This window comes from Dysgonomonas sp. Marseille-P4361, assembly GCF_900343125.1.
Classification (GTDB): domain Bacteria; phylum Bacteroidota; class Bacteroidia; order Bacteroidales; family Dysgonomonadaceae; genus Dysgonomonas.
Map to the genome: position 1 here is coordinate 44,422 of NZ_OPYL01000008.1, position 15,495 is coordinate 59,916.

At 35.7% G+C, this 15,495-nt stretch carries 10 protein-coding genes; 5 read left to right on the forward strand and 5 right to left on the reverse strand.

The annotated features are described in order from the left end of the window. The first annotated feature begins 50 nt into the window (after positions 1 to 50). From DHU68_RS12665 to DHU68_RS12685, 5 genes are all read left to right on the forward strand, one after another. The gene (locus tag DHU68_RS12665; protein WP_108823369.1) at positions 51 to 1,265 is read left to right on the forward strand and encodes an ROK family protein; all 1,215 of its coding nucleotides are present in this window, start codon (positions 51 to 53) and stop codon (positions 1,263 to 1,265) included. A 117-nt stretch (positions 1,266 to 1,382) separates the two neighbouring features. Further along, complete coding sequence (locus tag DHU68_RS12670) at positions 1,383 to 2,465, forward strand: SGNH/GDSL hydrolase family protein (protein ID WP_108823370.1); 1,083 nt, start codon at positions 1,383 to 1,385, stop codon at positions 2,463 to 2,465. 5 nt (positions 2,466 to 2,470) lie between these two features. Then, positions 2,471 to 3,862: a GDSL-type esterase/lipase family protein gene (locus DHU68_RS12675; protein WP_108823371.1), complete on the forward strand. Its 1,392-nt coding sequence runs from the start codon at positions 2,471 to 2,473 to the stop codon at positions 3,860 to 3,862. Continuing rightward, positions 3,859 to 5,334: a calcineurin-like phosphoesterase family protein gene (locus DHU68_RS12680; RefSeq protein WP_255412505.1), complete on the forward strand. Its 1,476-nt coding sequence runs from the start codon at positions 3,859 to 3,861 to the stop codon at positions 5,332 to 5,334. The genes DHU68_RS12675 and DHU68_RS12680 overlap by 4 nt, the downstream gene beginning before the upstream one ends. A 5-nt stretch (positions 5,335 to 5,339) precedes the next feature. Continuing rightward, complete coding sequence (locus DHU68_RS12685; RefSeq protein ID WP_108823372.1) at positions 5,340 to 6,815, forward strand: calcineurin-like phosphoesterase family protein; 1,476 nt, start codon at positions 5,340 to 5,342, stop codon at positions 6,813 to 6,815. A gap of 80 nt (positions 6,816 to 6,895) precedes the next feature. On the opposite strand, the gene DHU68_RS12690 is transcribed toward DHU68_RS12685, so the two are convergent. From DHU68_RS12690 to DHU68_RS12710, 5 genes are all read right to left on the reverse strand, one after another. Then, positions 6,896 to 8,041: a Rid family hydrolase gene (locus tag DHU68_RS12690; protein ID WP_108823373.1), complete on the reverse strand. Its 1,146-nt coding sequence runs from the start codon at positions 8,039 to 8,041 to the stop codon at positions 6,896 to 6,898. Further along, on the reverse strand, positions 8,038 to 9,510 hold the full coding sequence (locus DHU68_RS12695) for a PD40 domain-containing protein (RefSeq protein WP_108823374.1): 1,473 nt from the start codon (positions 9,508 to 9,510) through the stop codon (positions 8,038 to 8,040). The genes DHU68_RS12690 and DHU68_RS12695 overlap by 4 nt, the downstream gene beginning before the upstream one ends. 9 nt (positions 9,511 to 9,519) lie before the next feature. Further along, complete coding sequence (locus DHU68_RS12700; RefSeq protein WP_221405563.1) at positions 9,520 to 11,280, reverse strand: DUF6057 family protein; 1,761 nt, start codon at positions 11,278 to 11,280, stop codon at positions 9,520 to 9,522. Positions 11,281 to 11,442: 162 nt separating this feature from the next. After that, positions 11,443 to 13,197 (reverse strand): hypothetical protein, encoded by a 1,755-nt coding sequence (locus DHU68_RS12705; protein WP_108823376.1) that lies wholly within the window; start codon positions 13,195 to 13,197, stop codon positions 11,443 to 11,445. Next, positions 13,188 to 15,491 carry a hypothetical protein gene (locus tag DHU68_RS12710; RefSeq protein ID WP_160111132.1) on the reverse strand — a complete coding sequence of 768 codons (2,304 nt, stop codon included), beginning with the start codon at positions 15,489 to 15,491 and terminating at the stop codon, positions 13,188 to 13,190. The genes DHU68_RS12705 and DHU68_RS12710 overlap by 10 nt, the downstream gene beginning before the upstream one ends. Between the last annotated feature and the right edge of the window lie 4 nt (positions 15,492 to 15,495).

Below are 15,495 nucleotides of genomic sequence, written 5' to 3' on the forward strand. Positions count from 1 at the left end.
TAAAAAATTTAGTTATCTTTGAACAACAAGATCAAACAACAATAAAACTAATGAACAAGAAGCTTTTGACTGAGATCAAAAAAGGAAGTAAAAATGCTTTAATAAAGAAGAAGATTATTAAACACTTCATACTACAAGGCAGTTCCACCATTACAGTTCTATCCCAAAACATTGGACTAAGTATACCCACTGTAACACGACTTGTCTCTGACATGTGTCAAGAACAGCTTCTTGAAGATCTTGGAAAACTAGAGACTTCTGAAGGCAGACATCCTAGCCTTTATGGACTAAAGGCCGATTCTGCATATTTTGTCGGAGTCGACATGAATCAGTTTGGAATTAACATCGGCTTATGTAATTTCAAAGGGGAAATGGTCAAATTAGATATGGATATTCCCTACGAATTCAGCAATACACAACAAGCCTTTGAGACGCTTTGTGAACTTATTTTGGAATTTATAAAGAAAACAAACATCAATAAAGAACTAATTTTTGGTGCTAATATTAATATATCGGGAAGAGTAAATCCCGCTACGGGCTACAGTTACAGCATATTCTACTTCGATGAGGAGGCTCTGAGTGAAAAATTCAGCAATCACTTGGGACTGAATGTATTTATAGACAATGATACCAGAGCTATGACTTATGGTGAATATATGGCAGGATCTGTCACCAACGAAAAGAATATCATTTTTGTAAATATCAGCTGGGGAATAGCTATCGGCATCATAATAGACGGAAAGATATACACCGGTAAATCAGGTTTTTCGGGAGAGTTTGGACATATCAAAACATTCAACAATGACGTTTTATGCCACTGTGGAAAAATAGGCTGCTTAGAAACTGAAATATCAGGAAAATACATATACCAACGACTACATGAGTTAATAGAAGAAGGTGCAACATCTTATCTATCAACTCGAATAAAAAACAAAGAACACATCACCATTAAAGATATAATAGAAGCCGCAGTAGAGTACGAAGATGTCTTATGCATAGAGCTATTTGAAGAATTAGGAGAGAAGCTAGGAGAACAGCTAGCCGGAATCATAAACATATTCAACCCTGAGCTAGTAATAATAGGCGGTGTCATATCAAGCACAGAGATGTATATAATGCACCCGATACAAGCCGCTATCAGAAAATATTCATTGAATCTGGTGAACAAAGATTCAGTTATTACTGCATCACGACTAAAAGACAAGGCTGGAGTAACAGGAGCCTGCCTTCTCGCAAGAAGCAATATTTTTAACAACAATGACTAACCACATTTTCAATTCTAACCCAAAATTAAAAAGTTCTTTTATTAACTAAAGATATATACTTAAAATTTTTATTATATTTGCTAAATATTATAAAAACAAAAGATATATATCCTCCTCATGCAACCAAAAATCAAATATCTATTGACTATCCTTTTGATAGCTAACCTATCATTACAAGCACAATTATCATACCATAGTGCTGACTCATTTCCTCTGCTAGGAAAAATTTCAAAAGAAACGGAGACGCTTTACGAGCGTCTACCGCAAGGTTTAAAAGGAGTAAGCCGTGAAGCTGTTTGGTATTTAGGCAAAAACAGTGCAGGACTAGCTGTTCGTTTTTCTACTGACGCCACTACTATTGGAGTAAAATGGAAAGTTAAAGACGGAATACACATGAACCATATGACAGATATTGGGAGCAGAGGTTTAGATTTATATTGCCTGGAAGGTGATAAATGGATATTTGTAAATGCCGCACGCCCAACTATAGGATCATTGCTTACCGAGACTACCATCATTTCAAACATGACTCGTAAGCAACGCGAATACATGCTCTACCTTCCTTTATACGATGCACTGACTGAATTAGAGATAGGGGTAAATGAAGGAGCTATCATTGAACAACCTAAAGTAAAACTACCTAATACCCAAAAGCCGATAGTAGCCTATGGAACGAGTATTTTACAAGGAGGATGTGCATCGCGTCCCGGCATGGCTCACACTAACATTCTTTCGCGGTGGCTAAACACAGAGATCATCAATTTAGGATTCAGCGGGAATGCCCAATTAGATTATGAGATAGCTGAACTAATAGGATCTTTTGATTCCCCTCTGTACATTCTTGATTTTATGCCCAATGTAGAAACAGATCAGGTAAATGAAAAATTAGAAAAATTCTACAATAGAATAAGGAGCAAAGCACCTACAACGACTATACTTATTATTGAGAATCCGATATTTCCTAAAGCCAGATACGATACTTATATCAGGAAACAAATTGAAAGTAAGAACGAGGCGCTCAACAAAATATACAACAGGCTAAAAGAAAAAGACCCTAATATATTTCTGATATCATCTCATAACATTATAGGCAACGATATGGAAGCTACTGTAGATGGATTACATTTTACCGACTTAGGCTTCATGCGCTACGCCGAATATCTACTACCTATAATACAAACACATCTTAAGATTAAATAAGAACCATGAGAAAAACTTTTTTAATAATAACCTGTATACTTGCAAGTATATCCTTCTCTGCACAAACAATTGAGCGCTTCAAAGACGGAGACCGCATTGTTTTTTTAGGTAATAGTATTACCGACGGAGGACGCTACCATTCTTATATTTGGTTATACTATATGACCAGATTTCCTAATCTGAGAATACAAATATTCAATTCGGGGATTAGCGCCGACAACGTTTTGAAAATGCAAAAACGTTTCGAAACAGATGTCATACCTTACAAGCCAACCTACTTGTTCCTCACCTTCGGAATGAATGATTCCGGATATGAAGAATACAACAAACCCGGCGCTGAAGCATTTGGAGAGCATAAATATGAAGAGACTGTCCGAAATTTTGGACCAATGGAAACCAAAATAAAGAATCTAAACAACACCAAAGTCGCGATAATAAGTCCAACTCCATACGAAGAGATAGCTGATCTAACTCAAAGTCCACTAGAGAAAGCCCACAAAGGCAAAACAGATGTGATGCTACGAATAACCGACTTTCAACAAAAGAAATCGGAAGAAAACAACTGGGGATTTGTCGACCTTATACATCCAATGCTTGCTATCAACCAAAAGGGGCAAAAAGCCAATCCTGCATTCACTATCAGTGGCGAAGACCGTGTTCATCCTTACAATATGGGACATATGATAATGGCTTATTACATCTTGAAAGCTCAAAATTTATCAGGAGAAAAAGTTGCGTATATTAACATTGATGCCAAGAAAAATAAAACATTAATAGCCGAAAACTGCAAAATAAGCAACATTAGGAATAATGGGAATAAACTAAGTTTTAACTATTTAGCGAACTCTTTGCCATACCCTATCGATACTGTACATATATGGGGATCGGCATCGCAATATGAAGCCTTGGAACATATTCCTTTCATGGAGGAAATGAACGATGAAAGGCTAATTATACAAGGGCTGAGCGATGGAAAATATCAACTTGCAATAGACGGAGAAATAATAACAGAAACCTCTTCTCAAGAACTTTCGAAAGGAATCAATCTGGCTGAACACACGAATACTCCTCAATATCAACAAGCTATGGCTGTGATGTATCTAAACGAAGAACGCTGGGAAATTGAACGACGCATCCGTCAATACAAAGGACTTCAATACAGATATCTGGAGGGAAAAGGTCTATTGTTTGAAGATTCGAGAAAAACGCTTGATCAGCTTCAAAGTGAATTGGACACTCACTATATGCTTCCTCATTTATACCCTAACTATACCAAGGCCCGATTCGAAGAAATTAGAAAAACATGGGATATGATGCAACAACTCTTAATTGACAGGATTTACTCTATAAATAAACCTATTGAGCGAACCATCACCATCTCTAAAGTAGAATTATGAAAATAGTAAAGTATACCCTTTTCGTCCTCTTAATTTCTATATTCTCTTTAAGTTCAACGGCTCAAGTTAACTTACAAACCATATTGTTGCACGGAAAAGTAACTTGCCAGGGAGAAGGGATTAAGAATGTAGCTGTCACAGATGGCATTAACATCGTATCAACTAATAGTGAAGGTAAATATACATTACTAACTAATGCGACTACGGACTTCGTATATATATCAGTTCCGGCCGGATATAAAGTTCCTATCGAAAACAAAACGCCGGTTTTTCATCATCGATTAACAGATAAAACCAGTTTAAAACAAGAGTTTAATTTCGATTTACAAAGATTACCGAACAACGAAGAAAAGCACTCTCTTGTAGTATGGGCCGACCCTCAGGTATACTCTGATGATGATCTGGCTTATGTGCAAGAGTCAGCCGAAGATGTTGTCACTCATTTACAAAAAACAGCTCCTAATACGCCCGCTTATGGCATGGTGGTGGGAGATATGGTAGGAGACGCGAACGCAGAACCTCTATTTTACGATAGGATGAAAGATATAATAGCAAGTACGGGAATCCCTTTCTTCTACCTGCCCGGAAATCATGATATTCTCTACTATGTTCGTAGCGATCGTCCTTCGAAAGAACTATACAAACAAACATTTGGCCCCACTTATTACTCTTTCGACCGTGGAAAGATACACTATATTGTTCTTGACAATTGTTTCTACAATGGAAATACTTGGTATTATATTGGCTATCTGCCCGAAAACCAGCTAGAATGGCTAGAACAAGATCTGGCCAGAGTAGAAAAAGGAAGTACTATTGTAATATCTATGCACATCCCTGCATACTCGCAACATGCCAGAAAAGGCGAATGGGGAAAAGAAAAACCTAGTTCTGTACTACAAAACAGAAGCCACCTCTTCAAAATGCTTGACGGATATAATGTTCATATAATGTCGGGGCATATACATGAAACAGATAATTATATTATCCAGAAAAACATCTATGAACACAACCACCCTGCTATTTGTGGACTTTTCTACGAATCAGAATTGTGTAAAGATGGAACACGAAGAGGTTATACTGTGTACCTGTTTGATGGAGATTCTGTTACATGGCACTACAAAGCTGTAGGACAGCCAGACAACATCCAATTTAAATTGTACAATGTAGGAGAGCATCATCAAAAACCAGAATCGATTGTTGCCAATGTATGGAATTATGATTCGGAATGGAAAATCTACTGGTATGAGGATGGAGTAAAAATGGGAGAAATGAAGAAGTTCGCAGGCATAGATACGGAGATAAACGAATTTGTAAAAAAGAACAGACAAAACTTCAAACATAGCTGGGCAAATGCAAGCTCCACTGATCATCTATTTTTCGCTACTCCAAAATCCACATCCAGCACGATCAAAGTAGAAGTTATAGACCGATTTGGGAACATTTTTACACAAGAGATTAGCAACAAAAAATAGCAGACATGTCAACATATATAAAAACATTTATTTCATCGATCCTATTCATTCTTTTGCCAACTATATTAATGCAGGCTCAAGTTGACTTAAGGAATATCAACTTCGAAGGTAAAGTGCATGATGAAAGGAGAAAAGGAATACCCAATGTATCCGTAACCGATGGATATAATATTGTAAGAACAGATGCAAATGGCAGATATAAGATTTTGAGTAATGCTACTGCTGAATATATCTACATCAGTATCCCATCTGGCTACGAAGTTCCAATGAAGAATGATGCACCATTATTCTTTCATAAAGTACCGAAGGAATACAAAGAAAAACAAATCTTTAATTTCGAGCTAACTAAATCAAAAAAGGATGACAATAAGCATGTCATGGTTGTTTGGTCCGACCCACAAGTCTATTATGAAGAAGAATTAACTCAATTACAAGAAGCTGTAGATGATTTAAAAAATCTTATTGCCAAAGATTATCCTAAAACGCCTGTATTCGGATTAGTACCCGGAGACATGATAGGATGGATAAAAGATGCCGACAAACTATATCCTCCTATTAAACAAAAAATAGCTGCTACCGGCATTCCTTTTTTTTATGCTGTAGGAAATCATGACATGGATGCTGACGATCGATCAGAATTTTATGCCAAAACAACTTATAAGAAATATTTTGGTCCCAATTATTACTCCTTTAACAGAGGAAGAATACATTATATTGTGTTAGACAATGTATTTTACACCGCTCGCAACAATGCCTCTATCGGCTATCTGGATGATAAGCAGATGGACTGGCTAGAGCAGGATCTTAAAACGGTAGCAGAAGGATCTACTCTCATTATTACAATGCATATTCCGACTTTCTCGCCCGACTCTCGACGTGGAGAGCCACATAAAGATCAGATGCACCGTGTACTCCAAAATAGAGAACCTCTTTACAAACTCTTAGAACCATACAATGTACATATATTTTCGGGACATGAGCATTATGTTGAAAACTATCAACTAAAAGAGAATCTATTTGAACATGTACACACTACTCTCAGTGGGCTTTTCTGGATGGCTCCCTGGAGTTGGGATGGCTCTCCTTGTGGTTATGCAGTATATGAAATAGATAATAATGATATTAAGTGGTATTCTAAATCGATAGGAAAAGATAAGGATCATCAATTCAACGCCTACCCTATTGGATATAACGAACAAAAGCCTAATGCCGTAACTGCCAATGTATGGAATTATGATCCGGCATGGAAAGTTTATTGGTATGAAAATGGTGTGAAAATGGGAGAAATGGAACAATTTACAGGATATGATTTTTCTATTGTTGACTATGTTAATAAAAACCAATCCGGTTTCAAGCATAAAGGCATAGGTGCAGCGCCAACAGAACATATGTTCTATGCTGTTCCAAAGTCAACTGAAAGTTCTATCATGATTGAAGTAATAGATCGTTTCAGTAATATTTATAGTAAGATTGTTCAATAATACTGATAAAATAGCTTTAAGAAATATCAAGGTAAGCAAAAATTTCGCCAGAGATCTTTTGCTTATTTTGAATATATAAACTAAAACTCAGGTAAAAGATTATTCGCTATATTCTTTATTGCAATACATTCTATTTCAATCAGCCAGCCCGGTCTACAAACAGGGGCTAAGACAATAACCTTAGGGATATCTATATAGTTTTTGTCAAAGAAGCGATTAACCAACGAATAGTCGGCTATATCGCGTATATATATAATCATTTGAGCGATATCAGTCATACCACATTCGGCTTCAGACAATAGCACATTGATATTTTCCAATGTGCGATCGAGCTGCTTCATCACATTGTGCGGATGTACAATCTCCCCCTTATTATTTATACTAGCTGTACCCGATATATACACATGCCGTCTGTCAGCAAAATCGATAGAAGTCCCTCTTTCGAAAGTAACTCCATAGTCATGTGTTCTGTTGAGATGCGTTAAGCCATGCAAGAATTTTATCTGCCCCGGCTTCACTCCTTCAATCGCGTATGCATCCATCAACACCAAAGAATGAGGGTGAATATGTCGACCCTCGATACCTGTACTTGCAATATAGTGTGTTTCTTTATTCAGCCCTTCTTGTTCAAAATAAGCTACACGAGCTTTTACCATTTCCTGATAGTGAATATCAACACCTTGTACATAAATCCATGTCCTTATACAATTATCCTTGAGGGTAGATTGATGTTGCTTAAGGATTTCATTATACGAGTTGAAAATATATTCAGTTTCAGCATATTCATTTTTAAGCGGAGCATGTAATTGCGCTGTATATAAATGTTTGCTGCCACCGTTACGCTGCACTACTAATGTATTCCCTTCTTTTAGAATAGAGTTATTCCCTTTAATATAATAGAGCCACAATGCCACCTTTGTTCCGTTAAGCGGAGGTTGCTGTACAATAGAAGAGACGGCATTCGGATATTCTTCGAAATACAAAGATTGATTTATAGCATCACTTACAAAGTAACGTTTCCAAATCAGATCTGTCCCTTCAAAGACTTTGTTATCAGCTATACGCTGTATCGCTGTATGTATATTTAAGAATTGAGTTTCTACATCTAAGGTTGAATCTGTAATTTGTAGAATAGAATGAAATTCGGATGCATTACCGCCTACATCGAAAGACGTTGCTTTCAACTGTATCGCTAAATCATCCCAATATATATTCGTATATTTCATTGTTTCTTAAATGTTACATTGCTTCCCTTTTCTGTTTTAGCAACATGAGCAATATCATGCCCGGTAATTTTCACTTTACCTTTTACAAATTCAGGAACATTATATGATTTCATTAAAGAGCTATAAAACTCAACATTTTTTTGAGGTACAACGAAAGCTTTTTCTGCTTCACCCTTATCATTAATATAAGCGATAAAAGGACGGGTGTACAATCCATCTATACGTCGGCTACTGTACACAATCCAACTACTGTTACTACTCCACGAATGATAACTTTCGGCATCATTACTATTTGCTAGTGTAAGAGGGTAATGCTCCTTCGTTTCCAGATTGCAGATATAAAGATCGGCTTCCTTATGCCACACAAAGAAACCGCCATAATCGCCCCTAGTATACAGAAGATACTTCCCGTTAGGAGACACTCTGGGGAATGATGCACTTTTGTCCTCTATCTTAGCATTAAAGATCGTATCAACAGCTGTTCCAAACTGCCTGGTTTCAGGATCGAAACTAATACTACAAAGGCTATATTTTACATCTCTGAATTCTTCTGGCATTTGGCGAGCCTCTGCGGTAGAGAAATAAAGAGTTTTACCATCGGGAGAAAAGGTAGAGAAAGACTCAAATCTTTGATCCGAAAACAAGGCCGCTGTTGTAATTATCTCTTGTTTTTCTATATCATATACTACTACGTCGGAGGCTAAATCATATACTTCGACCCGATTTTTATCTATTGAATGATAATTTTGCTTTGTTTCGTTTACCGAGAATGCGATAAATTTTCCGGAAGGATGCCATGATGGATACACAAGGGCTGACATTGTATCATCGGTTCTGGTATTTATTTTTTGCACTTTCCCATCAATCATTAACATTGTAGCGGCATTAGCTCCACGTATATGCATCATCATCTGATCTGGATCTTGCATTCTGAAGGAATGACAGTTCATACAATCACTCCCTACCGTTTTATTTTCCAAAATAGCTGTTTGGGTAAAATTCTCCAAATTTCGTTGGTAAATTCCCATTTCATTCCATGCTTCGTATCCTGGCTCGATAAGACGATATGCTAAATACGGATCAACAGGTTCTTTAGCTACTTTTATTCTAAAAGGAGAATATGCAGTCCACCCAGCCTCTTCTTGTGTACATAATGTTACTAAGAATTCATTATCAATAGAAGCTTTTAGCAACTCTTGCCATTTCGATTCAGGTATTTGGATCTGTCCATTCTTAGCATGTACTTCAAATCGGACATCGCTACCTTCAAAAATAGCAGCTAAATCCTTATCAGTATCCTCAACTAATTTGAAGTTCAAAGGTGCAATATTGGAAGGAACAGTTACTCCAATATAGTCTGGGTATATTGGAAGAAGTGTATCACTCGTTTTATTTATTTCTACAGTTTTGGTACATGCCGATACTATAAGAGAGAAAACGATACAAGCTATATATATGACTTTATTCATATGACTAAATTAGTTACTAAAAATAAAATACGACCAATATGTATTTCCAAAATTTTGGTATAGCATATTTCCCAAGTTAGGATTGTTCCTATTTTTCAAAAACATTTGTTTGTATTCTTTATATTTCTGAATGATCATAGGATTTATCTTATACTTTTCCCATTCAGTTGGAGATTTTTCGGTGATAACAATAATAGCTTCCTGAAATTTTTCAGGCATATTCAACAGAGCTTCCTCGGTGTTGTAATATTTATCTATCAGCTCAATAAAAGAAGCCGTTTGTTTCCCAAACAAGAATAACGAAGCTAAATATTCAACAGCCGTTCTATTAGTAGGATCAGTCTCAGCAAGCAGCTGCAACTTAGAGACTACATTTGTTGTTAACAACAAATAGTTTTCGTTTGGTAAGCCCCGTCTTTTCTTCCCTAATAAAGGATCTTCTTCTACAGCCTGATCGTTATATAGGAATCGGCGTTGATCTGTTGCCCACTCTTTATAGTAGTGGGTTTGTTCTAGTAGTTTGATATATTTTTCAGCAACAGGGTATGCTCCACTAATCAGATTTGTTTGAACCAATCGTTTATATAGCCTCGGACTACCTGTTTTAGATATAGATATATTACATTCGAAGGTATAGTGCTGAGAAGCTGCAATATCTCCCAATGCAAAGTTCATTTCGTTGGATATTATCAGAGTAGACATATTTCTATCCGTTTTTGGGACTAAGCCATTAATACCTTTTTGGTCGAATTGAAAAAACTGCTTACCGAGTTGATTCGTTTCCATCAGAGCAAGATTAAGGTAATAGGCATACAACAGGTTAGTTATAGGCTTTTTGCTTTCTTCAATAATATCGTTCCATCTCTCCATTCGTGCATAATAGTCTAATTTTTTATACTGAATAGATGAAAACTGTCCATATATTGGCAACAAATAATATGTAATAACTGTAGCAATTATTACTTGACCAATTAAAACAAAAAGTCCATTTTTATCTGATATTTTCTGATTTCTTAGTCCGTATGCTAGTAGGATCAAAAGCACTAATCCACCCCAAGCAAAGTAAGTAATAGATGGTATCGTAATCCCAATTCCGAAATATAGTGATGGGGTAAATATTTGCTCATATCCTCCTATCCATGCAAAATGAACGCTGACATAGGCTAAAATCAAAAGTAGACATAATGGGATAAGTGATAATAATATTTTTTTCTTATCCGTTAGTAATTCCCACAAAAGAACAGCTATAGAAAACAGAAAAGCGACTGAACCTCCCCACCAGAACAACAAAGCAGTAAATACAGTAGCAACACCTATTCTCACAATAGGTTTATCTATGTATAAATATACTAGAAAAGCAGCTAACATTAATATAAAAGCGATTGTTCCTGCTATATAATAGCTATGATCGAGGTGCAAGAACAGAAAGAAAACAGCCGTTAAAAGAGGTAATAGTATAAGGGATATATTGGAGTTGATCTTTTTTGAAATTCTATCCATAATTATGGCAACACTCAACACTAAAAAAGTTGTTATCAATGCCCCTACTTTAGGATGAAGATAAAATTGGAGAAACCATCTGCCAATAATCTCAGACAGACCGCCAAATGAAAAAAGCAGATCTGATAAAAATGTTTTATTGTATAAAAAAAGTTGCAGTTGTTCTGCGTAATACAAGTGAAATTCAAAAAAATATTGAATCAGTAGAAATAGAGTAATCCCGATAACAAGCCAAATCGTACTTGATAGGAGTTTTTTTATATTCTTCATGTTTAGCGAATAGTCTTCATATGGCTGCGAATTTACTTATTTTATTTGACCTATCAAAGGTTTTAACCTCTTACCTCTTCGATACAAAAAATGGTATTCAATAAGACCTTAGCATATAAAAGAACGCTCTTTTTAATCTGATTATTTAGCATTCATTACCCTCTATTTACTTCTCGACAACTTATACCTGATTGTATCCTTTATCAGTTGACTATCTTCTTTATTGAAAGCTATAAGTTCGCTTGCTATGTTTTTATTCTGAGGGAGTATATCTGCAATAATAGTATAAGCGATGTCTTTTGTCATCTCACGCAAACTTTCCGTTTGTTTATATTCTTTTTGTAGAATCCTCAAAAATCCTTCTCTGTTTTTAGGTGTAATATCTTCTTCAAAGATCCTCTTTATCTCTCTTCCTCTTTCTTTTTCCTTTTCAATATTAGAAAAATATTTTCCCAAACAGTTGTAGGGGTCTGCAAATTCTTTCCAACCTTTCAATACTAAAGATTGCGCATAGTTAGGATCATTCATCTTTTCTGAACTTACCTTAGCTGCTTTTATATATTGAAGATCAGAAGAGTGACGGTCAATTTCTTTCTGATAAAAAACATCTGCTTCTTTTTTGTTGTTCATTAAGGAATAGAGATCTCCAATTCTCTCATACATATCTTTTGTCTTATACATCTCAATAGCCTTATCGTACAATTTAGCTTTTTCGAAGCATTCACCGGCTCTTAGATTATCCTCGATAAGTTTTTGATACACATCTCCTGCTTCCTGATACAGATTTGCATTTTCAAACATTCTTGCCGCAGCATAATTATCTTTTAGTAATTTTATATAGATATAAGATGCTTGTATATATTTCTTATCTGACACAAGCTTATCTGCACTATCTCTATATTGTTTTCGCAAGAGAGAAAGAGCATCGTCTTCCATCGTATAATATCCGCTACCTCCCGATGTTCGGCTACTTTTCAGTAATTTGCTCAATGAAGATAAATCATTCGCAAATTTACTCATCTGAAATGCACCTAAGTCACTTCCTCTTGCAGTACCTTCTCCATCTAAAGGTATAGCATAGTCTAAGGCCTTTTCGGGATTATCTTTCAATAATTCGAGTAATTTATCCAGCTGACTTTTGTTTCTGTTAGTTAAATCCTTATAATCTTCCAGTAAACGATCGCCCCAATCTTTTTTGTCGCCATTTTTGTCTTTCTCTTTAAAGATGGACGAAATAATATTCGAATATCTTAACAATTTAGGTAAACCTTCTCCTTCCTTTATTATATTCTCAGGATCAGCATTGTTCATCAGTGTTTTATACAACGACAGTTTTAACTTTTCGGACGTACTCAATGGTTCATCTTTCAGTTTATCAACATCGGCTTTCTTTTCAAGGTCTTCTAAAATATGCTCAATGCTATCCTCTTGAACTACGGATATTCTAAAATGTGTTATTCTTTCCGGGATAAACGGTGCAGCTTTGGGTTTTATTTGTTCGATCGATTGTTCTTTACCGATAAAAATAGACTCTTCCCACTTTACCTCTTCCTCCAACTCTATTAAGCCCAATTCTGGATGCATAAAGTGAGGATGACGAGCAAAGAGTTCATCTGCTTCTTCTGTGAATATTTGAGGTTCAATACCTGTATACTGAGGTATGTATAGATGCTTTCCTATCTTCTGACACCATATATTATTTCGTATATCTAGTTCCAACACTGATTTATGAAGAATAACCAAGCATCCAGATATGCTATTTAGCTGCATACCGGGTAATGGATAAACAGAGACTTTATTTAAGTCTAACTGCATACATTGAATTTCGTGTAACCAATGACTGACTGACAAACCTTTGATATGGATTGCCTGCAACGGAAAACTATTTCTTTGTGTTGGATATAATTTTAATTCCATGTATTATCGTTAGTTAACAGATCTAACATTTCTCTGTCTATCAGATCCCCCATATCAGGAGATGGACTATCTGTATAAAAATAAGGATTACCACTAGCTTCATTTCCTACAGACATAGCTAAGGACGAATCTACAGCAAGGGGAATTTCTATTTTTTCCCCATCTTTCAAAACAATGGATATGAGGCCATAAAACGATTGAAAGACAGTGACTCCGTTCTTAAATTTGAATTCTTTATCATTATAGCGTATTGCTGTTTCCTTAATTTCATCATCCTCGGAAGAATAATGGACAAGCCTTAACATGGAACTAACTTCCTTCAGGACGTGTTTTCCATTAATAACTAAGCAATTATTCTTAGTAATAGCTATTTGCCTTACATTCATTATAATAGAAGAATGAAAATTCATTGCTCCTTCCATATAATATTTTTGAATATTGTTTGCCGCATTTTCTTCTATCTCCTTACATAATGCAGCATCTTCAATATTTTCGATCTGTAAATCCAAAGTTATACGCCTTAAATATTTATTCTCTTTCGATTTCATTTTTCTATGGCTTCCTTCAATAGCATAAAAGACTCCTTGATGAAAATAGATAGTGCAAGGTTGGAAAAACATACCTTTCCGTAAGGAGACTGTAGATTCAGCCTTAGTTACAAGATTTATCAGGTTTATTTTTTTATGATTATCATAACAAAGTAACAATAGAGGCTCATGCATTTCATTATATCCAACCTGATATGCCGAAAGTCCTTTGCCTATTTTATTAAATATGATTTGCCAACCTTTGTTTTTAGATACTCTTCTGAATAAAAGCCCTCGGTCTATAAAATAACCTTGATCACCTAAAAGCATCAATGGCAAATCGAATCTTTTGACAAACAATAGACGGAATGGATGCGTATCAGAACTGTCAATATCAACAATTGTAGCAAGACTCTCTTTAGGTACTTTTTTCCAACTCTCGGTCAAGTTGAGAGCTAAAGATTGTATATGTTTACTACTGTTTTTGAGAATACGGAACACTTCAATTTCACCTCCATTATCAGCATGGATGACATAATCAATATGTTTTCTATATTCGTTAAGCAGAGATTTCATTTCAGGATACTTCATTGTAGCAACATTAGATATTAAGACTATCTCGCTATTGCTTGTAGTATAGTTTCTGAAAAAATCAAGAAAGCCTTCACTTGGATATAAACAAGGGTCTACATGGTCTACAATATTTATAATATCTTTTGTAGAATTGAAATTAACCTCATAGCTACGATTCCCTATCAAATAAACTTTATAGTTCATCTTCGATTTAGGATGATTCACTAACGCCAACATCAAGGCACAAGCTATTGTTTTAGGTGTTCCCCAGTTTCGTAGCGATATATCGATGAGAATATACTGATTGAAATTATCGTTTTGAAGCGGAGCTTCTCTGTTGATATAAAGAGCCTCATTGTTTGCTAACCTAGATAAGAAGACCTCATCCTCGTTTGCAAATTCTGATATAAATAGTTTATCAAAGTCGCCCTTGTTGCTAATATCTGAGACTCCTCCCAGCTTTTGCTGACTTGTATCTGAATAATGCATCGGGATATTCAACCCTCCCCACAACTGCCTTATAAGTGAACCTATATGAAATGTTTTTGGCTCGGCAATTAAGTCTGAAATCAAATCTCCTTCCTTCTCCGGATTCAATTCAATATCCACATCCTGCGGTATTGCTACAATCTTTTCTATGAGTGCCTCAGTAGACTCAAAACGTCCGTTTAATAGGGCAAGAGGTCTAAAGTCAATATTTAAAACAGCCGGATCGAAAGGTACTTTTATATATGACTGGGGATGAATCCTCTGCATCTTTATTTCACCTACAAAAACTCCAGAATCTTTTATTGATTTCTTATTGTGATAGTTTTGGAATATCGTTTGAAATAATAGTATCAGTTTCTTCCGTTCTTTATATTCTGCGGGTAATTCACTCAATTTTCTTAGAAAATGAAATGCATGTTCAATCATTTCACTACTCAACAATGCCTGACGCCTATTTTCTTCGGGTATTGACTCTATTATCTTCCTTATCATCTTTAGTGACCCGTCTGCATGTTGGCTCGTTGCAATAATAGCCAACAGCAAAGAGCCAAAGGCGGGAAGCCCTTGCACCGAGAGTTCTTCTATAACTTCAGCAACAGATTCACAATAGGCAATAGTATTCCCATTCGGGATGGCTAACACTTTGTTGTTATCCTCCCATTGCCAGAAGTAATTGTCGTAAACCTGAAAATATCTGTATTTCATACTG